This is a genomic window from Gaetbulibacter sp. M235 (assembly GCF_043876835.1).
Lineage (GTDB): Bacteria > Bacteroidota > Bacteroidia > Flavobacteriales > Flavobacteriaceae > Yeosuana.
In genome coordinates this window covers 524,050-550,806 of the sequence record NZ_JBAWJZ010000001.1, presented here as the reverse complement: position 1 = coordinate 550,806, position 26,757 = coordinate 524,050, and the positions used below count along the sequence as shown (strand labels likewise).

The 26,757-nt window shown below is 30.9% G+C and carries 19 protein-coding genes and 1 tRNA gene; 15 read left to right on the top strand and 5 right to left on the bottom strand.

Annotated elements, in window-relative coordinates; genetic code table 11:
* Window positions 1-162: 162 nt before the first annotated feature.
* The 5 genes from V8G69_RS02515 to V8G69_RS02495 all read left to right on the top strand — a co-directional run bounded on the left by V8G69_RS02515 (window position 163) and on the right by V8G69_RS02495 (window position 5,778).
* On the top strand, window positions 163-1,212 hold the full coding sequence (locus tag V8G69_RS02515) for an alpha/beta fold hydrolase (protein ID WP_394880152.1): 1,050 nt from the start codon (window positions 163-165) through the stop codon (window positions 1,210-1,212).
* Window positions 1,213-1,425: 213 nt separating this feature from the next.
* On the top strand, window positions 1,426-1,803 hold the full coding sequence (gene rnpA / locus V8G69_RS02510) for a ribonuclease P protein component (RefSeq protein WP_394880151.1): 378 nt from the start codon (window positions 1,426-1,428) through the stop codon (window positions 1,801-1,803).
* An 11-nt stretch (window positions 1,804-1,814) separates the two neighbouring features.
* The gene (locus V8G69_RS02505; protein ID WP_394880150.1) at window positions 1,815-3,449 is read left to right on the top strand and encodes a S41 family peptidase; all 1,635 of its coding nucleotides are present in this window, start codon (window positions 1,815-1,817) and stop codon (window positions 3,447-3,449) included.
* 61 nt (window positions 3,450-3,510) lie between these two features.
* Window positions 3,511-4,356, top strand: a complete 846-nt coding sequence (locus V8G69_RS02500; RefSeq protein ID WP_394880149.1) for an OmpA family protein — start codon at window positions 3,511-3,513, stop codon at window positions 4,354-4,356.
* Between the two features lie 42 nt (window positions 4,357-4,398).
* On the top strand, window positions 4,399-5,778 hold the full coding sequence (locus V8G69_RS02495) for a T9SS type B sorting domain-containing protein (protein WP_394880148.1): 1,380 nt from the start codon (window positions 4,399-4,401) through the stop codon (window positions 5,776-5,778).
* 5 nt (window positions 5,779-5,783) lie between these two features.
* Here V8G69_RS02495 and V8G69_RS02490 read toward each other — a convergent pair whose 3' ends face one another.
* From V8G69_RS02490 to rpiB, 3 genes are read right to left on the bottom strand one after another with little or no spacing between them, the layout of a single operon-like run.
* The gene (locus V8G69_RS02490) at window positions 5,784-6,227 is read right to left on the bottom strand and encodes a GNAT family N-acetyltransferase (protein ID WP_394880147.1); all 444 of its coding nucleotides are present in this window, start codon (window positions 6,225-6,227) and stop codon (window positions 5,784-5,786) included.
* 30 nt (window positions 6,228-6,257) lie between these two features.
* Window positions 6,258-7,175 (bottom strand): cation diffusion facilitator family transporter, encoded by a 918-nt coding sequence (locus tag V8G69_RS02485; RefSeq protein ID WP_394880146.1) that lies wholly within the window; start codon window positions 7,173-7,175, stop codon window positions 6,258-6,260.
* On the bottom strand, window positions 7,176-7,610 hold the full coding sequence (gene rpiB / locus V8G69_RS02480) for a ribose 5-phosphate isomerase B (protein WP_394880145.1): 435 nt from the start codon (window positions 7,608-7,610) through the stop codon (window positions 7,176-7,178). It abuts the gene before it with no gap.
* 626 nt (window positions 7,611-8,236) lie between these two features.
* Here rpiB and rnr point away from each other — a divergent pair.
* From rnr to V8G69_RS02430, 10 genes are all read left to right on the top strand, one after another.
* Window positions 8,237-10,426, top strand: a complete 2,190-nt coding sequence (gene rnr, locus V8G69_RS02475; protein ID WP_394880144.1) for a ribonuclease R — start codon at window positions 8,237-8,239, stop codon at window positions 10,424-10,426.
* A gap of 91 nt (window positions 10,427-10,517) precedes the next feature.
* Complete coding sequence (locus V8G69_RS02470) at window positions 10,518-11,192, top strand: head GIN domain-containing protein (protein ID WP_394880143.1); 675 nt, start codon at window positions 10,518-10,520, stop codon at window positions 11,190-11,192.
* 134 nt (window positions 11,193-11,326) lie between these two features.
* Window positions 11,327-14,137, top strand: a complete 2,811-nt coding sequence (locus tag V8G69_RS02465; RefSeq protein WP_394880142.1) for a triple tyrosine motif-containing protein — start codon at window positions 11,327-11,329, stop codon at window positions 14,135-14,137.
* Between the two features lie 228 nt (window positions 14,138-14,365).
* Window positions 14,366-17,383 (top strand): SusC/RagA family TonB-linked outer membrane protein, encoded by a 3,018-nt coding sequence (locus tag V8G69_RS02460; protein ID WP_394880141.1) that lies wholly within the window; start codon window positions 14,366-14,368, stop codon window positions 17,381-17,383.
* 8 nt (window positions 17,384-17,391) lie between these two features.
* Window positions 17,392-18,873, top strand: coding sequence for a RagB/SusD family nutrient uptake outer membrane protein (locus tag V8G69_RS02455; protein WP_394880139.1), 1,482 nt, complete (start codon window positions 17,392-17,394; stop codon window positions 18,871-18,873).
* 11 nt (window positions 18,874-18,884) lie between these two features.
* Window positions 18,885-20,936 carry a hypothetical protein gene (locus V8G69_RS02450; protein WP_394880138.1) on the top strand — a complete coding sequence of 684 codons (2,052 nt, stop codon included), beginning with the start codon at window positions 18,885-18,887 and terminating at the stop codon, window positions 20,934-20,936.
* 11 nt (window positions 20,937-20,947) lie between these two features.
* The gene (locus V8G69_RS02445) at window positions 20,948-21,823 is read left to right on the top strand and encodes a glucan endo-1,3-beta-D-glucosidase (RefSeq protein WP_394880137.1); all 876 of its coding nucleotides are present in this window, start codon (window positions 20,948-20,950) and stop codon (window positions 21,821-21,823) included.
* Window positions 21,824-21,899: 76 nt separating this feature from the next.
* Entirely contained in the window at window positions 21,900-23,006 is a 1,107-nt protein-coding gene (locus V8G69_RS02440) for a glycoside hydrolase family 16 protein (RefSeq protein ID WP_394880136.1), read from the top strand.
* On the top strand, window positions 23,003-25,297 hold the full coding sequence (bglX, locus tag V8G69_RS02435; protein WP_394880134.1) for a beta-glucosidase BglX: 2,295 nt from the start codon (window positions 23,003-23,005) through the stop codon (window positions 25,295-25,297). Before V8G69_RS02440 ends, bglX begins: the two co-directional genes overlap by 4 nt.
* Window positions 25,298-25,536: 239 nt before the next feature.
* On the top strand, window positions 25,537-26,232 hold the full coding sequence (locus V8G69_RS02430) for a LysE family translocator (RefSeq protein WP_394880132.1): 696 nt from the start codon (window positions 25,537-25,539) through the stop codon (window positions 26,230-26,232).
* An 18-nt stretch (window positions 26,233-26,250) separates the two neighbouring features.
* Here V8G69_RS02430 and V8G69_RS02425 read toward each other — a convergent pair.
* Window positions 26,251-26,321 (bottom strand) — tRNA-Cys (locus V8G69_RS02425).
* 43 nt (window positions 26,322-26,364) lie between these two features.
* A complete protein-coding gene (gene folB / locus V8G69_RS02420; RefSeq protein ID WP_394880130.1) occupies window positions 26,365-26,733 on the bottom strand; it encodes a dihydroneopterin aldolase in 369 nt (122 codons plus the stop codon).
* Window positions 26,734-26,757 lie beyond the last annotated feature (24 nt).

Genomic DNA, 26,757 nt, shown 5'->3' with positions numbered 1-26,757 from the left:
AATTTAAAGCCTCTTTTTTCCAAAGAGGCTTTATTGCTTTTATACATTTTAAAAATTGACTTTGTAAGAATTTTTAACTAACTTCGTTTAACGTCTGATATAAAACATTAAAACGGTTTCATATCATGATAGTTGTGCGATACTTAAACAAAATACAGAAAAATGAGAAATATAATTATAATTTTCGTTGTTTTAATTTTTTCTTCGTGTACCTCGACAAAGAAAATAAAGACCCCAAATGGACTTGCTGAAATTAAATATTTAGAAATCAACAATACAAAACAGTATGTGTTGATAAGGGGAAAGGATGTAAGCAAGCCCGTTTTACTTTTTTTACACGGTGGTCCCGGGGCATCTGCAACTGCTTTATTGCGGAAATTTAATAGCGAATTAGAAGACCATTTCACTGTTGTTTACTGGGACCAAAGAAATGCTGGCAAATCTTACAGTAAGAAGACACCAAAGGAAGAAATTAGGGTAGCAAAATATATTCAAGACGTTGATACGCTTACCGCTTATCTTAAAAACAGGTTCAATGTTGAAAAAATATTTTTAGTGGGACATTCTTGGGGGTCGAGACTTGGCTTGTATGCTGTTCAAAAAAATCCTGAAAATTTCATCGCTTATGTTGGAATAGGTCAAGAGTTAGTGTCATACGAAGGAGAGCTTATCTCTTATCAATATTCATTAAAAAAGGCTAAGGAAACAAACAACCTAAAAGCCATCAAAGAATTAGAAGAAATTGGACAACCTCAATCGGGAGATTATACAAAAATGTATAAAAATGGTTTTTGGGGATTAGTAAAACAAAAAGAATGGTTACTGAAATTAGGTGGAGAAAGATATGAGAGAACAAACTATACTGATTGGATAACATCAATTTGGTTTTCAAGAGAATATTCATTTTTTGATTTAATAAAATATGGTAAAGCATCGGGCTTTTCAGCAGGTAATATCATTTATGACCCTGATTTCAACAACATAGACTTCTTTAAAGAAATCCCAGCAGTAAAAATCCCAGTATTTTTTATCTCTGGTGCTTATGACTATAATACACCTTGGGAACTTGTAGAAAGGTATAATAATATGCTGCAAGCACCTAAAAAAGAATTCATTAAGTTTGAAAAATCTGGACATAGTCCTGTATTTGAAGAACCTGAAAAATTTAATAATGAGATTATCAGAATTTTCAATTCAGTGAAAGACAAATAAGCATCGCACAACATCGGTTTGGCAATATGGCGGATGAAGTGCTTCTATGACACATTAGTGCAAGGTTCAACATTAGGAATTCTATTGAACTTCTGTGCTAAAAATCCGCCACATCGCTAAGCCGAGAACCGTTAAACGAATACTTCTAAAAATTACCTATTTCTTAAAGTAGCTTTTATATTTTACTACCTTTGGTTTTTAAAAGCAGTTCGATTGAAATTCACTTTTAACAAAAAAGAAAAACTAAAAAGCAAAAAGCTTATAGACACCTTGTTTTCACAAGGCAAATCTGTCAGTGCGTTTCCTCTGCGCTTAGTATATATTTCAACTGAATTTGATGATAATGTGATGTTTAAAACTGGTGTTTCGGTAAGTAAAAAACATTTTAAACGGGCTGTAGATCGCAATCGCATTAAACGGCTTATGCGTGAAGCCTTTAGGTTACACAAAACAGAATATTTCAACAACATTTCTACACCTCATGCGTTTATGATTTTGTATATTGGTGCTGAAGAACCAAGTCTTACATTGGTTGAAACTAAAATGAAACGATTGTTTGAAAAATTTGAAAACAATATTGCAGCTCATTAAACCCCATTAAAATGAAGCAGATTTTTAAAAAAAAGATGGTTATTCCAGTATTAGCGCTGATTATTTTTATAGCTGGAACTGCCTTTCAAAATGACTTTTTTGAAATTGCGAAACAAATAGAAATTTTCACCACCTTGTTTAAGGAGGTGAACATGAATTATGTAGATGATACGAATCCCGGAGACTTAATGGATACCGCCATTAAGAGCATGCTTAAAGATTTAGATCCTTACACCAACTTTATGAATGAGCAGGATGTAGAAGCTGCTAGAATAAATAACACGGGAGACTATATAGGTATTGGAGCCAAAGTAAGAACCCTTAAAGATAAATTGGTAATTGTTGAGCCTTATAAAGACTATCCGGCAGATAAAGCTGGGTTAAAAGCTGGTGACGAAATTATTAAAGTAGGAAATACAATTGTTGCTAATTATAAAGATGATGCTGGTGAATTGTTAAAAGGAGCTCCAGGAACCCCTGTTGAAGTTACTTATAAAAGACAAGGAAGCACTAAAACAGCTACTATAAATCGTGCTGAAGTGGAAATTAATGCGGTTCCTCATTTTTCAATGATTAATGACAAAACGGGTTACATTGTTTTAAGTCAGTTTAGCGAGAAAGCTGCTTCCCAAACAAGTTATGCCATCAGAGATTTGAAAGCACAAGGTGCTAAACGTTTGGTTTTAGATTTAAGAGGAAACCCAGGCGGATTAGTAAATGAAGCTATAGATATTGTAAATATGTTTGTGCCTAAAGGCCAATTGGTAGTTACAACCAAATCAAAAGTAAAAAAATACAATCGCACTTATTACACACAAAAAGACCCGATTGATACCGAAATTCCTTTGGTGATTCTTATCGACGGAAATAGCGCTTCTGCAAGTGAAATAGTCTCTGGTTCATTACAAGATTTAGATCGTGCAGTTATAGTTGGTTCTAGAAGTTTTGGAAAAGGATTAGTGCAACGCCCTAAACTATTAACTTATGGCACACAATTAAAAATAACTATTTCAAGATATTACACACCATCTGGAAGATGTATTCAGGCATTAGATTATTGGCACAGAAACGAAAAAGGGGAAGCTATTCGTGTAAAACAGGAAAATTACAATGAATACAAAACCAAAAACGGAAGAAAAGTATTTGATGGTGGAGGTATTTTTCCAGATGAAGTTATGAGTGGTTCAAAAAACACTGCTTTAACAAATGCAATTGAAAATGACAACTTAATATTTGACTTCTCAACCAATTATTACTACAAAAACAAAGTTGAAAATGTAAATGATTTTAAGTTAACCGATTCTGATTTTGAAAGTTTTAAAACATTTTTAAAAACAAATTCATTTTCTTTTGAAACCAACACCGAAAAAGCACTTAAAAAAGCTATTGATGAAGCTAAAAAAGAAGATTTGGATTCTGCTATTAAAACAGATTACAACACGCTGATTTCCAGTTTAAATAAAGCAAAAATCTCTGCTTTAGATGCCAATAAAGATTATATAACAAAACTCTTAACGGAAGACATTGTTAAGCGTTATGTTTACAGAGAAGGATTGTATGACTATTTAAAACTCCATGATCCTGAAATAAAGAAAGCTTCAGAAATTCTTGCAAGCCCAACAGCTTATCTAGAGTATTTAAGGTAGTTTGAGCGTTAAACAAATAATTAAAAATAGTATATTTATAAATTATTATGCGCCTCGAGTAATGAATAAACTATTTTTATGTGTCATATTGGCCATTCAATGTGTCTATGCTCAAAATGAACTAACTCATGAGGTTTATTTTGAAACAGATAAATATGACGTTGTTATTACTGAAGAAAACCGTTTATTATTATTCATTTCAAAACTATCGGATATGGATATTGAATCTATCTCCATTTATGGTTTTTGCGATGATATAGGTGCTTCAGAATACAATCTAAAACTTTCTCAAGATCGAGCCAATGCGATTAAAGCTATTTTTGCTAATAACGAAATAAGCGAATCCTTAATTACCAATGTTGATGGTAAGGGTGAAATTTTACTAAAAATTGTTGACGAAACTGATGTTTTAAAAATTAGAGGTTTAAATCGAAAAGTTGAAATAATTGTTAAACCTAAACCTGAAAAAAAGGTTGAAGAACAACAAGTTGTAACAACTGAACCTAAAAAAAATGTTACTGAACAAATTAAAGGAAAGCTAAAGATTGGTGATAAAATTGTTTTTGAAAACATTTTATTTAAAACAGGTTACAGTGTTATTATGCCCGAGTCTAAAAAAACATTAGAAGATATTGCTAAATCTTTGGTTGAAAGAACAGATATTTATTTCACTATTCAAGGCCATGTTTGTTGTACTCAGTTTAGCAGGGATGCTGTTGATAGAAAAACAAAAAAAAGAAACCTGTCTGTAGCAAGAGCTAAGTTTGTTTACGATTATTTTGTTAAAAAAGGTGTAAACCCAAAACGCATGAAATATGTAGGTTTAAGACGTTTATTTCCTTTAGGTGGTGATCCTAAAGACGACAGACGTGTTGAAATTTTAATTACCTATGTAAAGGAACCCTAATAACATAATCCTTTTAGTTTGAGAATAAAAAACGTAGTATGTGTGTATTCTTTCCTAATACTAAGCGTTTGTGGCTTATCTCAAAACACATTTGTGCCTGACGATAATTTTGAACAAACTTTAATTGATTTGGGTTTCGATTTTGGTCCTTTAGACGATTTGGTTCCAACAACAAATATCAGCAACATTTCAAGTTTAAATTTGAATGCAAAAAACATTGCAGACCTAACAGGAATTGAAGACTTTTTAGGTTTAACAATATTGGGTTGCGAAAACAACCTTTTAAATACTTTAGATGTTTCTAAAAACATAAACTTAATTCAGTTGTTTTGCAGTAATAATTTCGTTTCTACTTTAGACATATCGTCCTTAATTAATTTACAGATTTTTTGGTGTGCAAATAATCAACTAAATGTTTTAGATATTAGTAAAAATTCAAAGTTGATTTCACTGGTTTGCGGTAACAACCAATTAGCCAATCTTGATGTTTCAAATAACATATCTTTAAATGTATTAAGCCTTGAAAATAACCAAGTTAATAATATTAACTTATTAAAAAATAGTAACCTAGACTATATAAATCTTAGTTCTAACAACTTAACAGATTTAGATATTAGTAATAATATTGGTCTTATTCATTTTGATTGTAGCCTGAATCAAATCAATACTATAAATACCTATAATAACAAACTTTTAGATTTTATAGATGTTAGTTATAACAACTTAACAGATTTAGATTTAACTCAAAATAATCAGTTAACAGATATTGATTGTTCTAATAATAATTTATGTAGCTTGAATATCAAAAACGGAAATAATAATAGTATAAATGCTTTTGATTTTTCAAACAATATCAATTTAAGTTGCGTCGTTGTTGATAATGCCTCTTCAAATCATTCAAACTGGCAACCTTATTCATTTACTAATTATGTAAACTCACCTAATGATTGTAATGTGTTTGTAAACGTTGATTCTTTAAATGATTTTATTGGGGTTAGTTATACACTTCCAACACTCACTTACGGCTCATATTATACAGGTTCTGGCGGAACTGGAAATACTTTGTTTGCAGGAGATGTTATAAATACATCACAAACTATATATATTTACAATTCTACGGTTTGCAGTAGTAACGAAAGTAGTTTCAATGTGTTAATAACAACGGATGAATATTACATTCCTAAATACTTTACCCCTAATAATGACGGTAACCATGATTTGTGGTTAGTTAGAGATTTTACAAATAATATTAAGAAGGTAAATATTTTTGATCATTATGGTAAATTACTAAAATCTCTACCTTCAAACGTTGGCTGGAACGGAACATTTAATGGAAAACTTTTGGAAACCAATGATTATTGGTATATTATCACTTTTAACAGTGGAGACGTTTTAAAAGGTCACTTTACCTTAAAAAGATAAAAGTATTATTTTTTAATCATTGCAATATGCGGAATATCATCTTCAAGATACTCATCTCCTACTTCTTTAAACCCTAAATTATTATAGAAACCTTTTAAATAGGCTTGAGCTGAAATTTTAATTATAGTTTGATTAAAATAATTTTTTATAGCTTCAATTGAAGCGTTCATAATATCATAACCATATTTATATTGGCGTTGGTTTTTTACAACCACTACTCTACCTATACACGCATATTCTAAATAATCACCTGGTTTAAAAAGTCGTGTATAAGCTACAAGTTGGTTATTTTTAATACCTAAAACATGTAGTGCTTTTTGGTCTTTCCCATCAATATCCTGATATACACAATTCTGTTCTACTACAAAAACCTCACTTCTAAGTTGTAAAACATCATATAATTCTTGAGTAGTTAATTCAGGAAATGATTTGATTTGAATTTCTAACATGCCTTTTTGTATAAAAAATATACTTATGTATTAATCCTGTACAATAATATCTTTTGGACCACACTTTCCAAATTCAGGCTGAATATTCACATGATTAATATGAAATTTATGATACAGTAACTCTTCAATTTTAACTAAAATTGCATCAAATTGAGACAGGCTAATATCATTATGAAAATCAATATGTGCTTCAAAATGGGTTTCTTCTTCATTTAATTGCCAAACATGCACATGATGTACGTTTTTAACTTCATCTAATAACTGTACTTCTTTTACAATATCTTTTACAGGAACATTTTCTGGAGCAAAAAGCATTAACACATGAAATGAGTCTTTTAATAAATCAAAACCTACCCAAACTAAATATAATGCAATAACTAGTGTTAATGCACTATCTACCCAATATATTTCATAAAATTTCATTAGTAGCCCACCTATTAACACGGCAACACTTGCTAACATATCTGTTAATAAATGTAAATATGCAGATCGCATATTCATGTTTTTTTCTGAATCACTTTTTAATAACAATACACTAAGCCCATTTACAATAATACCAAGTAATGATAACCAAATAACAATACCAGATTCTATAATATGAGGATGCTGAAATCTTATTATAGCTTCTTTTATTAATAAAACAGCTACTATAATTAAAGTAGCTGCGTTTACAAAAGCCGCTAAAATTTCTGCTCGTTTATAACCAAAAGTTTTATGTAATGACGCTGATTTTCCAGCTAAAACAGTAGCTATATAACTTACTATAAGTGAGATAACATCTGTAAAATTATGAAGAGCATCACTTAATAAAGATAAACTTCCAGAAACCAAACCTCCTATTACTTGTGCGGTTGTAATAAGAATATTTAAAAAAATAGATATAAAAAGGTTCCTTCCTTTTAATTTTCCATGTGAATGATTATGTGTGTGCGAATGTGTATTACTCATTTAACAAGAAGTAGGTATTTTATCAATACGCGCTTGGTGACGACCACCTTCAAAAGCTGTTTCTAAAAAAGTATCAACCATTTCTATAACTTGCTGTAATGCTGTAAATCTTGCAGGAATGCTTAAAATATTGGCATTATTATGTTGTCTGGCAAGAGTAACAATTTCTTTGGTCCAACATAAAGCAGAACGAATACCTTGATGTTTATTAGCAGTCATATTAGCACCATTACCACTACCACAAACTATAATACCGAAATCTGCTTTTTTATTTTCAACATCATTAGCTACTGGATGTACAAAATCTGGGTAATCTACACTACCTAAAGTATCTGTTCCATAATTAATAACCTTATAACCTTTTGACTCTAAATGATTTAAAATAGCAAACTTATATTCTACACCAGCGTGGTCATTACCAATTGAAATAGTCATTATATATATTTTTTAAAGGTGTAAAGGTAATAAAAAGACTTATTATTTTAGTTTATAATAGTATTGATTACTTGTTGATAACTGGTTGTTAATTTTTATAACTAAAATATTGTAAATCCAATCATTTTTATAAACAAAAATCAAATTTAACTCACCTAATTTTTAAGTAATTTTTTTTATATTTTTTATGAGTTAAATTTTAACACATACAAACATTAAAAGTAAAAATAGTTGTTACCAAAACATAATGAATTTTAGTTGTTAACAACTGTTTATATAAAATATAAAATCATTAAAAATGAAGCTTTTAAAATAATTTACATTGTTAATTAATTATTAATAGAAGGTAAATAAATTGTAATCAAAATATATTATCAAAAAGTTATAAGACTTATTAACACACTATAATAAACATCATAATTTTTTTAAATTTTAAAAAGAAATATTTGATATAATATATATGGTTAATAACATCATTTTAACTTAATATAACATTTCCTAAATATGCTTTAATAATTAAAACGTAACTTTGTAAAAAATAAATAGCAAATCTTCTCCTAAAATAACGCTATTAAATAACACAATTTCCTGTATCTTAGGAAAGGAATATGATTACAAAAAAATAAATGACAAGAAAGAAAAAAGGGAAATCCAGTAAAGGTATTTCCAATCTTACAAGTACTATTCTTAGTATTTTAAAAAAAGAAAGAAATCAAAGTTTTAATTATAAACAAATTGCTGCTAAATTAGGTGTAAATGATGCTAGTAGCAGAAATCAAATTATAAAAAAGTTACATGCTTTAACTGCTCAAAAAGAAATAGAAGAAGTTGAAAGAGGAAAATTTAAAGCCATTATAACAACAGAATATCATACAGGTATTTTAGATATCTCTGTGAAAGGATCTGGTTATGTAATTAGTGATGATTTTGATGAAGATGTATTTATTGCTTCAAACAATATTAATAAAGCTTTAAATGGTGATGAAGTAGAATTTTACGTTTACAAACGTCGTAAACGTGGAAACATGGAAGGTGAAATTACACAAATAATAAAGCGTGCTAAAAATGAGTATGTTGGTGTTATTCAGTTACATGAAAAATATGCATTTGTTATTGTTGATAATACAAAAATGTATAAAGATATTTTCATCCCTATAAATAAAATAAATAAAGCAGAAGATGGAGATAAGGTTTTGGTTGAATTAGAGGATTGGCCAGAAAATGCAGATTCTCCTTATGGAAAAGTTTTAAAAGTATTGGGAAAACCAGGAGAACATAACACAGAAATTCATTCTATTTTAGCAGAATATGGTTTACCTTATGAATTTCCACACGAAGTAGAAGAATTTGCAAATAAATTAGATACATCTATAACTAAAGAGGAAATTGAAAAGCGCAGGGACATGCGTGATGTTTTAACTTTTACAATTGACCCAAAAGATGCTAAAGATTTTGATGATGCTTTATCTTTTCAAATTTTAAAAAATGGTCTTTTTGAAATAGGGATTCATATAGCAGATGTATCCCATTATGTAAAAGAAGGAACTGTTTTAGATGATGAAGCCTATGAGCGAGCAACCTCAGTTTATTTAGTAGACAGAGTTGTACCAATGCTTCCGGAAGTATTATCAAACAATGCTTGTTCTTTAAGACCTAACGAGGAAAAATATACTTTTTCTGCAATTTTTCAAATAAACGACAAAGCAGAAGTAAAAAATGAATGGTTTGGAAGAACTGTAACATATAGCGATGCACGTTTTGCTTATGAAGAAGCTCAAGCTATTATTGAATCTAATTCCAATAACATTCCACAAGAAGTATCTTTAACAGGTAATGCTTACCAAACTAAACCAGAAATTGCAGAAGCTGTTTTAAAATTGGATGAATTAGCAAAAATAATGCGAAAAAAACGTATGATAGATGGTGCTATTTCTTTTGATAAGGTAGAAGTAAAATTCGATTTAGATGCCGAAGCAAACCCAATTGGTGTTTTCTTTAAAAGCAGTAAAGATGCTAATAAATTAATTGAAGAATTTATGCTGCTTGCAAATAAAAAAGTAGCTGAATTTATTGGTAAAAAATCACCTAAAAAAACATTTATATATCGTGTACATGATGAGCCCGATGTAAGTAAACTAGCTGCTTTACAAGGCATTGTTTCAAAATTTGGATATAAATTAAATTTTAAAGACAGAAAAACCACTACCGCTTCATTGAATAATTTATTACAAAGTGTGGTAGGTAAAAAAGAGCAAAATCTAGTTGATACCTTAACGATTCGAAGTATGAGTAAAGCTGAATATACTACCCATAATATTGGTCATTACGGTTTAGCTTTCGATTATTACAGTCATTTTACATCTCCTATTCGACGTTACCCAGATGTGATGGCTCATCGTTTATTGCAATTATATCTTGATAGAGGAAAATCGGTAAATGAAGATATTTATGAAGATAAATGCAACCATTCCAGTAATATGGAAAATCTGGCAACAAAAGCAGAAAGGGACTCTATAAAATACATGCAGATTCGTTTTATGGAAGATCATAAAGATGAAACTTTTTTAGGGGTTATTTCGGGTGTGACAGATTGGGGTATTTATGTAGAAATAATATCAAATAAATGTGAGGGTATGGTTAGTGTACGAGATATGAAGGATGACCATTATGCATTTGATGAAACACAATATGCTTTAGTAGGAAGAAACACAAAAAATATGTACCAACTTGGTGATGAGGTTATTGTTAAAGTAAAAAACACAGATTTGGTTAAAAAGCATTTAGATTTTAATTTAATTGGGAAAAAAGAGGAATAATTTTTGATAACTTTACGTTATAAAACAATAAAACATCCTTTAAAATTAATTAAGGATGTTATATCTGACCTATTAAAACAAAATAAAACAGATGAAAAACTTAATTACACTCATTGCCCTAATTTGTACTTTAACTTTAACTGCTCAAAATTCCTTAGAAAAAACAATTGGAGAATTTACAGAGCTTAAAGTGTATGATTTAATAGAAGTTGAATTAATTAAATCAAACGAGAATAAAGTGATTATTTCTGGGAAAAACACCTCAGATGTTCTTGTTAATAATAAAAATGGAAAGCTTAAAATAAAAATGAACCTTGAACAAATTTTTGATGGAAGCGAAACCAAAGTAACTTTATACTACACAAACGTAGATGTTCTCGATGTTAATGAGGGCTCTAAAATTTATTCAAAAGATGTTATCAAACAGTTTGAAATAGATTTAAGAACTCAAGAAGGAGGAAAGGTTGATGTTATATGTGACGTATCATATTTAAATGCTAAAGCTGTTTCTGGAGGAATTATAGAGGTTTCAGGTACATCTAAAAATCAAAACATTTCTTTACTTACCGGTGGTATTTTTAAAGGTGAAAAAAATGAAACAGAAAAAACCGACGTTTCAATTAACGCAGCCGGAGAAGCTTATATAAATGCTACAAAAATTGTAGATGTAAAAATTAGGGCAGGTGGTGATGTGTTTATTTATGGAAATCCAGAAACCGTTAACGAAAGCAGGGTTCTTGGTGGTAGAGTTAAACGTATGAATTAAAAAATTTTAGTTTAAATATTTAAAAAGGCATGATTTTTCATGGCTTTTATTTTTTTTAGCTTAATGCTACTATCAAAAACTTAAATATTTTAATGTCTTATTTTTATTAAATTAGTATCATAACAATTTTTGTTTTGAAACCAGCTAAAAAACTTACTTATTTATTAATATTTCACATATTTTTTTGTGTTAATTCTCAAGAACGTCCTCCAATTCAGGTTTATACACCTACAGATTATGGATCAGAGAATCAGAACTGGAGTGTTTCTCAGGCTAAAAACAAATATATTTATGTAGCTAATAATAAAGGTCTTTTAGAATTTAATGGTGCTAAATGGACACTTTATACGTCAACAAACCAATCAACTATTAGATCTGTTAGCGTTATTGACGATCTTGTTTATACAGGGAGTTATAGAGAATTTGGTTATTGGGAACAAAGTATCTATGGAACTTTAAAATATACTTCACTTTCACAGAAAATAGGAATCACTTTTTTAGACGATGAAGAGATTTGGAATATCATACCCATCGATGATTTTATTTTATTTCAATCTTTAAGCAGAATATATATTTATAATAGTATTACTCAAGAGTATTCAATTATTGAATCGGATACTACCATTTATAAAATGTTTAAGGTTAACGAAAATATTTATTTTCAACAAGTTAAAAAAGGAATTTATGAAATAGAAAATGGGAAGCCTAAATTAGTTTCAGACGATACTATTTTAAAAGAAAATTTACTAACCAATATTTTCTATCATAATGATACTCTTTTATTTGAAACAGAAGATTTAGGTTTTTATAAATTAATTGATAATAATTTTGAAAAGTGGAATATACCTGCTAATCAAACACTTTCAAAAATTAGAATTTATAACAGTAAACAATTAAAAGATAAAAGTTTCCTCTTAGGAAGTGTTTCAAACGGGATTATTCATCTAACACCAGATGGTTATATTAACTATCAAATAGATCAAACCAACGGGTTAAGTAACAATACAGTTTTATCGGTTTTTGAAGATATAGAAAACAATATTTGGTTGGGTTTAGAAAACGGAATTAACTGTATTAACATAAAGTCGCCATTTTCTATTTATAAAGATCAAAAAGGAAATATAGGATCGGTAAATACATCAATAAATTTTAATGGATACCTGTATATTGGAACTAATCAAGGATTGTTTTATAAAAAAGAAAACACTAATGAGTTTAGACTTATTGAAGGTACACAAGGAGCTGTATGGTGTTTAACAAATATTGATAATACCCTTTTTTGTGGGCATAATTCAGGAACTTTTGTTGTTAATGGTACACAAGCTAAATTAATTTCGGATGTTTTAGGAACATGGCAAATTAAAAAAATTAAATATGTTAAAAATCTACTGCTTCAAGGAAATTATAATGGCTTGAATATTCTTGAAAATATTAATGGAAATTGGAAGTTTAAAAATAAAATTGAAGGGTTCAATATTTCCAGCAGATATTTTGAAATACTTAATGATAATGAAATATTAATTAGTCATGAGTATAAAGGTGTTTATAAAGTTATACTAGACGATAATTTAACCAAAGCCACTTCTGTTTTTCAATATTCTTCTGTATCTAAAGGATTAAAATCAAGCCTTATTAAATACCAAAACAATATTCTATATAGCTATAACGAAGGTGTTTTTAAATACAATGAAAAAGAAGACAAGTTTATTAAAGATACAGTTTTTAGTAAGCTATTCGATAAAGAAAATTACACATCTGGAAAATTGGTGGTCGATACTGAATCTAATAAATTATGGAGTTTTTCAAAATACAATTTAACTTATATATCACCCAGAAAGTTAAGTTATATTCCTAAAATCAATAAAATTTCATTTCCAAATAATCTAAGGAATGATGTTTCTGGTTACGAAAACATCACTTTTATTAAAGATAATGTTTATCTATATGGAACATCTCAAGGTTATATTTTGATAAACTTAGATAAAATGATTAATACAACTTTTAAAGTTAATATTAATTCAATTTCTATAAGTTCTTATAAGCATGATTATAAATCTGATTTAATTAACAAGAATGAAATAGGAACTTTAAAAAATAAAGAAAATAATATTGAATTTGAATTTAGTATTCCTGAATATAAAAAATATGTAGTTGCAGAATATCAATTTAAATTAAAAGGAATTTATAATGAATGGAGTAAGTGGTCAACAAATTCAATCGCTTTATTTGAAAATTTACCTTATGGTAATTATACTTTTTATGTTAGAGGTAGATTAGGAAATCAATTTTCAACAAATACAGAATCATACTCTTTTAATATTGAAAGACCTTGGTATTTTTCAAATACAGCTATAATTGTATATATTGTTTTGTTATTTCTTTTATCATTTTTAATACACACTATTTATAAACGTTATTATAAAAAACAAAGAGAAAAATTACTTAAAAAAACACAGCAAGAATTAGCGTTAAAGGAACTTGAAAACAAACAGCAACTAATGCGTTTTAACAATGATAAGCTGAGACAGGATATTGAAAGCAAGAATAGAGAGTTGGGTATTTCAACCATGAGTTTAATTAAGAAAAATGAGTTTTTAAACAGTATAAAAAAAGAACTCAATAAAGCTCAAGACGGAAATAAATTAAATCACGTTATTAAAATTATTGATAGAAATTTAAACAACACTGATGATTGGAATACATTTCAAGAAGCTTTTAATAGTGCAGATAAAGATTTCCTTAAAAAAATCAAATCACACCATCCTTCTTTAACCTCAAACGATTTAAGATTGTGTGCGTATTTAAGACTAAATTTATCTTCTAAAGAAATAGCGCCTCTACTAAACATATCTACAAGAAGCGTAGAGGTAAAGCGATATAGATTACGTAAAAAGTTGAATTTAAAGCACGATTCTAACTTAATGGATTATATTTTAGAAATATAAGCACACAACAATTTCCTTTTTTACCTATACATAACCACAACATTGCTATAATCTTATACACAAAGATGCAATATCTTAAAATGCATTATTATTAATATTTCGCTTTAATAATAGGTTTTTATCAAAAAAAACATAAAATTTTTGTTATGTATGTTTTTTGTCGAGGTTATAAATTTTAGCGCCTCTATTTTAAAAATTACATTTATTTAAAACTAAAAACTAATTCATATGAGACACACTCTCTTTAAAATTCTAGCTTTATTTTTCATAGCATACTCAAGTGCACAAAATGTTAATGTGAGCGGGACAATTCAGGACGGCAGTGGAATGCCTATCCCTGGAGTTAATATTTTAGTAAAAAATACCATTAAAGGAACTGTTTCTGATTTTGATGGCAATTTTACTATTAATGATGTTGAAATTGGTTCAACATTATCTTTTAGTTATATAGGTTATGTAACTAAGGAAATTGTTGTAAATAACGATTCAAACCTAACTATTACATTAGATGAAGACATAGCCAAACTTGATGAGGTTATAGTTATTGGTTACGGAACTCAAACTAAAAAGGAAATTACTGGAGCAGTTAGCGTAGTTTCTAGCGAAACTATTGAGGCTTTAAAACCAACAAGGGTTGAGCAAGCTTTACAGGGTCAGGTAGCGGGTGTTAATATTACATCGCAATCTGGAACTCCAGGTGGAGGTTCAACCATAAGCATTAGAGGTGTTTCTACAAATGGAGACAGCAGACCTTTAATTTTAGTAGATGGAAATGTTATTGAAGATTTAAGTGTTTTAAATCCCAATGATATTGAAAGTATGAATATACTTAAAGATGCCACTGCTGGTATTTATGGTGTTAGAGCAGCTAATGGGGTTATACTTATAACAACTAAAACAGGGAGAAAAGACATGCCTATAACCGTAGAGTATAACGCCTATGGAGGTTTTCAACAAACTACCAGAAAAATTCCTGTTTTAAATGCTACAGAATATGCTGCTATTGTTAATGAAGCGTTTGCAGCTGGTGGCAATACACCTCCTTATACAGATTTATCAAATTTAGGAAAGGGAACCGATTGGCAAGATTTAGTGTTTGAAAACGCACCAATACAAAGCCATAGTATTCTTTTTAAAGGAGGAGGGAAAAAATCATATTACTCATATAGTGGTTCATTTTTAACACAAGACGGGATTGTTGGTGGAAACCAATCCAATTTTTCGCGTTTTACCAATAGTATGACTTATAATGTGGATTTGTTAGAAAATTTAAAACTAACCTCTGGTCTTACTTTAATGAGAACCAATAAAAAAAATCTTCCTGAAAACTCAAATTCCTCAGTTCTTTTTAATGCCATTAATATGGCACCAACATTTACGGTATATGATGAAAATGGCGACTATACTTTGGCAGAAGGCTTAGGTGGAGAGGTTATTAACCCATTGGCACAAATAGACGATACTTATGATAGGGGAAAAGTAATGAAGTTAAGCGGAAACGCAGGACTATCTTACAACTTTCTTAATCATTTTACTGCGCAAACAAATATTCAATTTAATTACGCTGAAGTAAGTTCAAAGGTTTTTAACCCTATTGCTTATTTTGGAAGCGGAAAAAACAGCAACGTACTTAGAAGCAGTGTTTTTGAAGGATTAAATTATTATAGAGATTATACATTTGATTCCTTTGTGAAATATGAAAATAAATTTAATGATATTCATAATATAAATGTTCTTTTAGCAACATCAGTATTTAAAACAACTGGAGAGTATACTGGAGCAACAGGATTTGACATAAGAGGTAATACCATTGAAAACGCCAATTTAGAAGATTCTAAAGATATTGAAAACATAAACAGATTTACAGGCAGAAACCCAACTTTTGATTCAAGATTGTTGTCTTATTTTGCAAGATTACAGTATGATTATAAAGGAAAATATTTATTCTCAGCTGTAGTAAGAAGAGATGGTTCAACAAGTTTTGGGCCTAAAAACAAATTTGGTTATTTTCCTTCAGGTTCCATTGGATGGGTAGCTTCTGATGAAGACTTTCTTAAAAACAGTAATTTCCTCAATTTCTTAAAAATTAGAGCTTCATATGGTATTTTAGGTAATGATAGAATTGGCTCTTATAGATTTGTATCATTATTAAATGGAGAGGGAACTTATATTTTTGACAATCAAGAATTTATTGGCAAAGCGAGTGGTGCTATTGCAAACCCTGAAATTAAGTGGGAAAAGCAAAAAACATTTGACGTGGGTGTAGATATGAGAATTTTAAATAATAAAGTTGATATTACAGCTGATTATTTTAAAAAGAGAACAGAAGATTTATTAGTTGCACCTGAAGTTTCAGGCTTACTTGGCACAGGTGGATCACCTTTTGTTAATGGAGGTACCGTAGATAATGAAGGAATTGAATTAGCAATTGGCTATTCAGATAACTTTAATGATAACTTTAAATTTAGTATCAAATACAATGTTACATATTTAAAAAATGAAGTTGTATATGTAAACACAAACACAGGTGTTTTAACAGGAGGAGGGTTTGGTATAAGTCAACCTGCTCCATCTAGAATGGAAGCTGGCTTCCCAATGGGATACTTTTATGGATATCAAACCGATGGAATTTTTCAAAATCAAGAAGAAATCGATGCTTCTGCAATTGGAGACATCATTCCTCAACCTGGTGATATAAAATATGTGGATCAAAACGGAGACGGAGCAATTACTTTAGATGATAGAGTTAACATAGGAAATCCTATTCCAGATGCTACAATGGGTCTGAACTTTTCTTTAGATTATAAAAATTTTGATTTCTCTGCCTATGCGTTTGCTTCTGTGGGAAATGAAATTGTTCGTAATTATGAAAGAGGACAACAACTTACTAATAGGACCATTTCTTATTTAAACCGTTGGACAGGAGAAGGAACTAGTAATTCGTTTCCAAGAGTATCTAATGGCGCAACTCCAAATGGACTGTTTTCTGATTTTTATGTAGAAGACGGCTCGTTTGTTCGTTTACAAAATGTACAATTAGGTTATACATTTTCTGATAAAGTATTTGAAGATTCTAAAATCAGCAAATTACGCCTTTATATTTCAGCAAATAACTTATTTACTCTAACTGAATATAAAGGATACGATCCTACTGCTTCTAGTGGAGCGCCATTAGGAGGTGGTATAGACCAAGGATTCTATCCTAGTGCTAAAACATTTTTATTTGGAATTAACTTAAAATTTTAATAAGCATTATGAAAAATTTAAAAACTTATTATATCCTCATTGTATTTGCTTTTTTAGCAATGTTTTCTTGTGCTGATGATTTTGTTGATGTTGCTTCACCAGATGAAAACTCAGAGGATTTTTTCAATACAGAACAAGATTATCAAGATGCATTAATTGCAGCATACGATTATTTGCAAGCAACAGCTCAACAATTTCAAGTTGCTGAAATAGCTTCAGACAATACACTTGCTGGCGGAGAAAGTGCTACAGATACTCCTGGTATACAGGAAATTGATGACATGATTCACACACCAACAAACAATATTTTAAGAAATATTTGGACTTGGAATTACACAGGTGTTAATCGTACCAACTACATTATGGAATTTAAAGATAAAATAGACTTTCCAAATAAAACTAGTGTTATAGCACAAACCAGATTTTTAAGAGCATTTTATTATTTCGAATTAGTAAAATGGTTTGGAGATGTGCCTTTATCAATAGATAAACGCATTCAATTTGGTGATCAATTTACAATAGACAGAACACCTAAAGCAGAAGTTTATGCATTGATTGAAGAAGATTTAATTTTTGCAGCAGCAAATCTCCCTTATACTCAAAGCCAAACAGGAAGAATTACAAAAGGAGCTGCTCAAGCTTTATTAGGCAAAGCTTATTTATTTCAAGATAAATTTACTGAAGCAGCCAATGTATTCGAAGATTTAATAGCTAATGGACCTTATGAATTACTTCCTTCAGATATTGCTCCTTTAATGTGGGAGAACGAATATGAAAACAATATAGAATCTGTTTTTGAAATACAATATTCAGATGTAGATGGTGGATCTTACGATTGTTTTCAGTGTCTAGAAGGAAACTATGCTGTTGGATTTAATGGCGTTAGAGGTTATGTAGGTCCTGTGTTTGATTTTGGATATAGTTTTAACGTTCCTACTCAAGAAGCGGTTGATGCCTTTGAAGATGGAGATATCCGATTGGATTATTCCATATTAGATATTGAACAATGGATAGCAGATCATCCTGGTGCAAGTTATGATGAAACTGCTGGTTATGAGCAAACAGGATATTTTAACAGAAAGTACATTGCAAGATTAGGAGATGCAAACAGGCCAGATGCTGCTCTTACAAATCCAAATAATACAAGAGTAATTCGTTTTGCAGATGTATTATTAATGGCTGCAGAAGCTCTAAATAGAGGTGGAATTAGTGATTCTAGAGCACTAGGTTATTTAAATCAAGTACGAAATAGAGCCATGTTAGGAAATGTAAGTACAACAGGAACTAATTTAACAAATGATATTTATAAAGAACGTCGTGTAGAATTAGTAGGTGAAGGTCATCGTTTCTTTGATTTGGTTAGAACAGGAAAAGCAGTTGGAACAATTCCGGGTTTTCAAGCTGGTAAAAACGAACTTTTCCCTATTCCAATTCAAGAAATAGAATTGTCTGGAAACAGATGGCAACAAAATCCTGGATACCAAAATTAAAAAAAAGAACTATGAGAACATTAAAATATATATTAAGCTATAGTCTAGCGTTATTGATGGTTTTTAGTTGTACCGATGATAATAATTTAGATTATTTAGATAATGTAGTAGCTCCTTCAAATATATCGGCGCTATTTCAAGTAACACAAGATAATACAGGTCTTGTTACCATAATACCAAATTCAACTGGCGCTGTGAAGTACAATATTACTTTAGGTGACGATACTGCAGAGCCAGAAGTAGTAAATCAAGGGCAAAGTGTGGAACACATTTATAGTGAAGGCACTTACTCTGTAACTATAGAAGCTATTGGTATTACAGGATTAAAAAGTCAAGTAACCAAAGATCTGGTAGTTTCATTTAAGGCTCCAGAAAATTTAGTTGTTGAGATTTCTAATGATCTAGCAGTATCAAAACAGGTAAATGTTACAGCAACAGCAGATTTTGCTGTCTCTTTCGATGTGTATTTTGGCGAAGATGGTAATGATACACCAGTAAGCGCTAATAATGGAGATGTTGTTTCCTATATCTATCAAACTCCAGGGAATTATACTATTAGAGTAGTTTCAAAAAGTGCTGCCATTGCCACTACAGAATATGTTACAGATTTTGAGGTGACTGAAATTTTGCAGCCCATTGCTTCTGCACCTGCTCAACCAGGAAGGTTGGATGGCGATGTGATTTCTATTTTTTCAAGCAAATATACTAATGTCGCTGGCACCAATTACTTCCCAGATTGGGGACAAGGAGGACAAGGCAGTGGCTGGGCTCTGTTTGATTTAAATGGAGATGAAATGTTGCAATACATTAATTTGAGTTATCAGGGAATAGCTCTTGCTGACGGAACATCAGTTGATGTTTCAGGAATGGAATTCTTGCATATGGATGTTTGGACGTCTGGAGATGTTGCCAGACTTGAAACATCACTAATTAATAATGCTGGTGGTAATGTTACAGAGAAACCAGTTTGGAGTGATTTAACTGCTGGAGAATGGACAACTATAGACATTCCTATTTCTGATTATACTGATCAAGGACTTACAGTTTCCGAAATTTTTCAAATGAAATTTGTAGGTGATCCATGGGCTGCCGGAACTGTCTTTATTGATAATATTTATTTTTATAAGGCTGCTTCAGGTATTGTAACCTCCATGATTGAAGATTTTGAAGGAACAGCACCAACGTTTACAAATTTTGGAAACGCAGCAGTACAAGTAATAAGTAACCCCGACGCGTCAGGCATTAATACATCGTCAAATGTAGCTGAGTTTACAAAGCCTTCTGGAGCTGAAGTTTGGGCAGGTAGCTTTTTTGAAGTACCGAGTGCATTAGATTTTATCACTTATTCAAAGATAAAGGTTAAAACATGGTCACCAAAAACTGGAGCTGTTGTCAAGGTAAAATTAGAAAACTCTGACGCTAGTATTACTTATGAAGTTGATGTAAATACAACAAAATCAAATAGCTGGGAAACATTAGTTTATGATTTTAGTGCTGCTCCGGTAGCCGATTATGTTAGAGTTGTAATTTTCTTTGATTTTGGAAATGCAGGGGATGGATCTGTATACTATTATGATGAATTTCAATTAGAAAGTGAAGGAGGTATTGCTCCACTTGTTTTAGAGTCATTAGAAGGAACTGCACCAACGTTTACAAATTTTGGAAATGCAGCGGTACAGGTAATTGACAATCCAGATGCAACAGGTGAGAACACTTCTCTAAAAGTAGCAGAATTTACTAAACCTTCTGGGGCAGAAGTATGGGCTGGAAGCTTCTTTGAAATTGCTACTCCATTAGATTTCTTAACGTATTCAAAAATAAGCGTTAAAACATGGTCACCAAAAACTGGCGCTGTGGTAAAGGTAAAATTAGAAAACGTTGATGCGACCATTACATATGAAGTTGATGTAAATACAACAACCGCAAATGCTTGGGAAACTTTAGTTTATGATTTTAGTGCTGCACCAACTGCAGATTATGTTAGAATTGTAATATTCTTCGATTTCGGTAATGCAGGAGATGGTTCGGTATATTATTATGATGATTTCACGTTAACTAATTAAAAAATACAAAGATGAAAAACTTAAAATATATACTCGGTGTTTTTATAGCGCTATTAGTTTTTGCTTGTCAAGATGATGACGTTGAACTAGGGGAGCTTATAGCTCCATCCAACATACAAATTTCAGTTGATATTGTTGGTGCGGATGCTGCTAACCCAAATGGAGATGGTTCTGGTTCGGTTAACTTTACTGCAACGGCAGATAATGTTACAGCAATTCATTTCGTGATTCAAAATGTAACGAAACTGGCTAAAGGAGGTTCTGTTTCTCATGACTTTACTGTATTAGGGCTTAATACATATCCTGTTACTGTAATTGCTTATGGTACGGGAGGTGTTTCAACTACTAAAACTATTGAAGTTGAGGTATTATCCCTTTATTCTCCTCCAGCAGATTTATTAACTATGCTTACCTCTAATTCTTCAAGAGTTTGGAGAATAAAAGCGGAAGCTAAACCTCACTTTGGTTTAGGACCAGTAAATGGAACAACACCGTTTGAATGGTATTCTGCAGGGGCTGGTGAAAAAGAAGGAGTAGGAATGTATGATGATCGCTATACATTTAATATTGATGGTACGTTCACTCATGTTACTAATGGAACTGTTTTTGGAAGGGATCCTTTAATTAACGAATTGGGAGGTTCTGGAGGAACTGTAGAAGGCGCAGACGTGCAAAACTATATCTTCAATGATTACTCAGCTCAATGGATCTTAACTGCCCCAGGAGGCGTTGAAACTCTTAGCTTAACTGGTTTGGCTTTCGTTGGATATTATGCAGGAGGTAATCATCAATATATTATATTTAGCCGTTCAGAAAATGAGATGACATTAACAACTACTGATGGTAATAATGAATTTAATTGGTGGTTTACATTAGTGCCCGAATAATGCTTGTATTTATGTTAAAATAGGAAGACATTTTGTCTTCCTATTTTAACATAATAATTTAAAAAATGTTTAAAAAATGTTTAAAAATATATATTATTTATTACAAATAAGCTTTGTAGTTTTTTTATCATGTTCTGCTGGAGGAGATTCTATACAAGAACCACAACAAATAATACCTAAAAATTTAACTCTTAACATTGTAGTCTCAGGAGCTGATGCTAATAATCTTAATGGAGATGGAACTGGTAAAATAAGTTGTACTGCTAGTGCAACAGATGCTACCTCTTATGGCTTTAAAGTTGGTAACGAAGCTGAAGTAAAAAATACAAGTGGAGAATTTCAGTACACTTGCACATACGAAGGAGTCAATGAATATTTGGTTTCTGTCTTTGCCTATTCAAGTACAGGTAATATGATTAGTGGTTTTCAAAAGATATCAGTGTATGTTGTACCAAAAACCCCTCAATTAGTTTGGTCTGATGAATTTAATACAGATGGAGCCCCAGATAGTTCAAAATGGGGTTACGATATAGGAAATGGATGTCCTAGTAATTGTGGATGGGGAAATGGTGAAAAAGAATATTACACCAATAGAACAGATAATGTTAAGGTTGAAAATGGTGTTTTGAAAATAATTGCAAAAAAGGAAAATTATGAGGGATTTGAATATACATCTGCAAGACTATTAACAAAAGGCAAATACGATTTTACTTATGGTCGTGTAGAAGTAAGAGCAAAATTACCTTCTGGTTCGGGTACATGGCCAGCAATTTGGACGTTAGGTGCTAATATTAGTGAAGTGGGTTGGCCTTCATGTGGAGAAATTGATATTATGGAACATTGGGGTTATAATCCTGGAATTATTTCTAGTGCCACACATAAGCCTTCTTGTTCTGGAGGTTGTGCCAACGTTAAAGTAGGGGAAACCACAATTAATGATTATTCAACAGAATTTCATGTATATACTTTAGAATGGACAGAAACTGAACTTAAATTTTTAATAGATGATACCTACTTGTATAGCTATAATCCAGCAGTTAAAAACAGTAGTACATGGCCTTTTAATAAACCTCAGTTCTTTATTTTAAATGTTGCTATGGGAGGAAGTTGGTTTACTATCGACCCAAATTTCACAGAGTCTGTAATGGAAATTGATTATATAAGAGTATTTCAAAAATTATGAAAACAAGCAAACTATTTATTTTACTTATAACTTTACTGTTTTTAAATGTTTCTTGTAAAGAACAAGCAGAAAATAACGTAAATGTTGGCACAATCGATTCACAAGATTCGATTGAAAAAAAGATTACTGATTTACTTTTAAAAATGACTTTAGAAGAAAAAATTGGTCAAATGAATCAATACAATGGATTTTGGGATGTAACTGGTCCAAAACCTGCTGATGGAGATGCGGCTATGAAATATGACCATTTAAGAAAGGGATATGTAGGTTCTATGCTTAATGTAAGAGGCGTTAAAGAAGTTAAAGCAGTTCAAAAAATAGCTGTTGAAGAAACTAGACTTGGCATTCCATTAATAATAGGTTTTGATGTGATTCATGGTTACAAAACACTTAGTCCAATACCATTGGCAGAAGCAGCAAGTTGGGATTTAGAAGCCATTAAAAAATCAGCTCAAGTAGCAGCAAAGGAATCTTCTGCCGCAGGTATTAACTGGACATTTGCGCCTATGGTTGATATTTCAAGAGATGCTAGGTGGGGACGTGTTATGGAAGGTTCAGGAGAAGATCCCTATTTAGGTTCGAAAATAGCTGAAGCTAGAGTTCAAGGATTTCAAGGAGACGATTTATCATCTTCAGAAACAATTGCTGCTTGCGCTAAACATTGGGGAGGTTATGGTTTTGCCGAAGCAGGTAGAGATTATAATACAGTTGATGTTGGTACTTCAACGCTTTATAATATTATTTTTCCGCCTTTTGAAGCTGCAGCTAATGCAGATGTAAAAACATTTATGAATTCATTTAATGAATTAAATGGGATTCCAGCAACCGGAAATGTTTTTTTACAAAGAGATATTTTAAAAGGTAATTGGGGTTTTAAAGGCTTTGTGGTTTCAGATTGGGGTTCAATAAATGAAATGATCAATCATAAATTTGCAGAAAACAAAAAACAAGCTGCTAAATTAGCGGTTATTGCAGGTTCAGATATGGACATGGAGTCATATGTATATGTAGATGAACTAGCTAATTTAGTAAGAGAAGGAGTTGTTGACGAATCTTTAATTGATGATGCTGTAAAACGAATATTAAGAGTAAAGTTTGAGCTTGGATTATTTGACGATCCTTATAAATATTGTAATGAAGCAAGAGAAGCAGAGGTTACAGAAAGCAAAGAAATTAAAGAAGCTGTTTTAGATGTTGCAAAAAAATCTATTGTACTTCTTAAAAATGAAAATCAATTACTTCCTCTAAAAAAAGAAGGGCAAAAAATTGCTTTAATAGGAGCTTTGGCTTCAGACAAAACCAGCCCTTTAGGCAGTTGGAGAATCGCAGCAGAAGACAATTCTGCTATTTCAGTTCTTGAAGGGATGCAAAGCTATACTGGCAATATATTGAATTATGTAAAAGGAGCTGATTTAACCATTGGAAAAGCTGAGTTTTCTAAAGAACTAAACATTAATACAAAAGATAAAAGTGAGTTCGCAAAAGCTATTGAAACCGCTAAAAAAGCTGATGTTGTAGTTATGGTTTTGGGTGAACATGGATTTCAAACTGGAGAAGCAAGAAGTAGGACAGATTTAAATTTACCTGGTGTTCAACAAGAACTTTTAGAGGCTGTTTATAAGGTTAATAAAAACATTGTTTTGGTATTAAATAATGGTCGCCCACTTACTATTCCGTGGGCAGACGAGCATATTCCAGCTATTGTAGAGGCGTGGCAGTTAGGAACTCAAAGTGGAAATGCAATTGCACAGGTTTTGTATGGTGATTATAATCCTAGCGGAAAGTTACCAATGTCGTTTCCTAGAAGTGTAGGGCAAGTGCCTATTTACTACAACCATAAAAATACTGGAAGACCTACTCTTCCTGCTCCAAACGAAGTATTTTGGTCACATTATATAGACGAAAGCAATGATCCTTTATATCCATTTGGACATGGTTTAAGTTATACCTCATTTTCTTATTCCAATTTGACTGTTAATAAGATTTCTAACGACGTTTTTAAAGTTTCAGTGGATTTAAAAAATACTGGTAAATTATCTGGTAAAGAAGTGATCCAACTTTATATTCAAGACCTATTTGCAAGTATTACAAGGCCGGTTAAAGAGTTGAAAGGATTTCAATTGGTTGAATTAGAACCAAATCAAGGGAAAACAATCACTTTTAATTTAACTAAGAAGGAGTTAGGATTCTACGATAATGACGGTGTTTTCAAACTTGAACCAGGTGAATTTAAAATATATGTTGGCGGCAGTTCTAAAACAGATTTAGATTCAAGTTTTAATGTAGAATGATAAAAAACTTTCGTTTAATTTACTATTAATAATCTTGTTTTGCTTAAGGAACAACAATTTAACAGGGTAAATTAAATGAAAGTTTTTTTTGAAATTTTGAGTTAATAAATGGTTGTCCTAACTTATGTGAATGGGGCAATAATGAAAACAGAGATATACAATAGCAAATCATTCATTACAAATGTCTTTTGGTATAACACGCCTTTTTTCTTTACTTTGTGTAAACTCTCATAATAGTTATGTTCGACGACATTTTAGCGGCAATTCCTTTTGGTGTAATTTTAGCATTTACCATAGGACCTGTGTTTTTTGTGCTTCTTGAAACCAGTGCCACTAAAGGATTTAAAAGCGCTTTAATATTTGATTGCGGTGTTATGTTGGCCGACATTTTTTTTATTCTTGTAGCTTTTTTTAGTACCAGTAAACTTTTAGAAAAAATTAAAGACGATCCAAATTTTTTAGTTTTTGGAGGTGTTTTATTGGTAGTATATGGTATAATTTCATTTATAAAAACGTCTAAGTCTTTTAGAGAAATTGTAAAAGAGTACCATAAAGTTGAAATAAGAAAAGGCTATGGAAAACTTTTTTTAAAAGGGTTTTTATTAAACTTTATTAATATTGGGGTTTTATTGGGTTGGGTTGCTTTTATTGTGCTTGGCAACAGTTTAACAAAAACAAAAGACGGAGTAGTTGTGTTTTTAAGCACTATTTTAATCGTCTATTTTTTAGTTGATTTGGTTAAAATAGTAATCGCCAAAAAATTGAGAAGTAGATTAACACCTAAACGTATTTTTAAAACAAAAAAAATTATTGCATTAGTTATACTTGGATTTGGTGTTTTACTGCTTGTTCAAGGATTTTTTCCTAAGGAAAAGAAAATGATAAAAGAAAAATTTGAACAAATAAACATTATAAAAGAAAAACCTTCAGCTTAAAACTGAAGGTTTTTTTTGAGGCGTCGAGCGGATTCGAACCGCTGTAGAAGGTTTTGCAGACCTCTGCCTAGCCACTCGGCCACAACGCCATTACGAGAGTGCAAATGTAAAAAAAAATTAGAGTTTTTCTTACTATAAAATATTTTTTCGCTTATCTGTCATTTTAATCGTTACTTTTTCTACATCACCGCCTATAGGAGGATTTAACTTACTAACCCAAACAGTTGCCTTTTTTACAAGCTTGTCTTCTTTAAAAATCCTGTTTAAAATACGTTTCCCAACAGTCTCTAATAAATAAGAAGGAATATTCATTTCTTCCCTTACTATTCTGTTTAAAAATACATAATCAACAGTGTCAGAGAGTTTATCAGATTTTGCCGAAGTTTGTAAATCTGCTTCAACTTCTAAATCTACACGATAATCACTGCCAATTTTTGTTTCTTCTTTTAAACAACCATGATGCGCAAAAACGCGAATATTTTCAACTTTTATAATTCCCATATTATGGTATTTTAAGTCATCAAA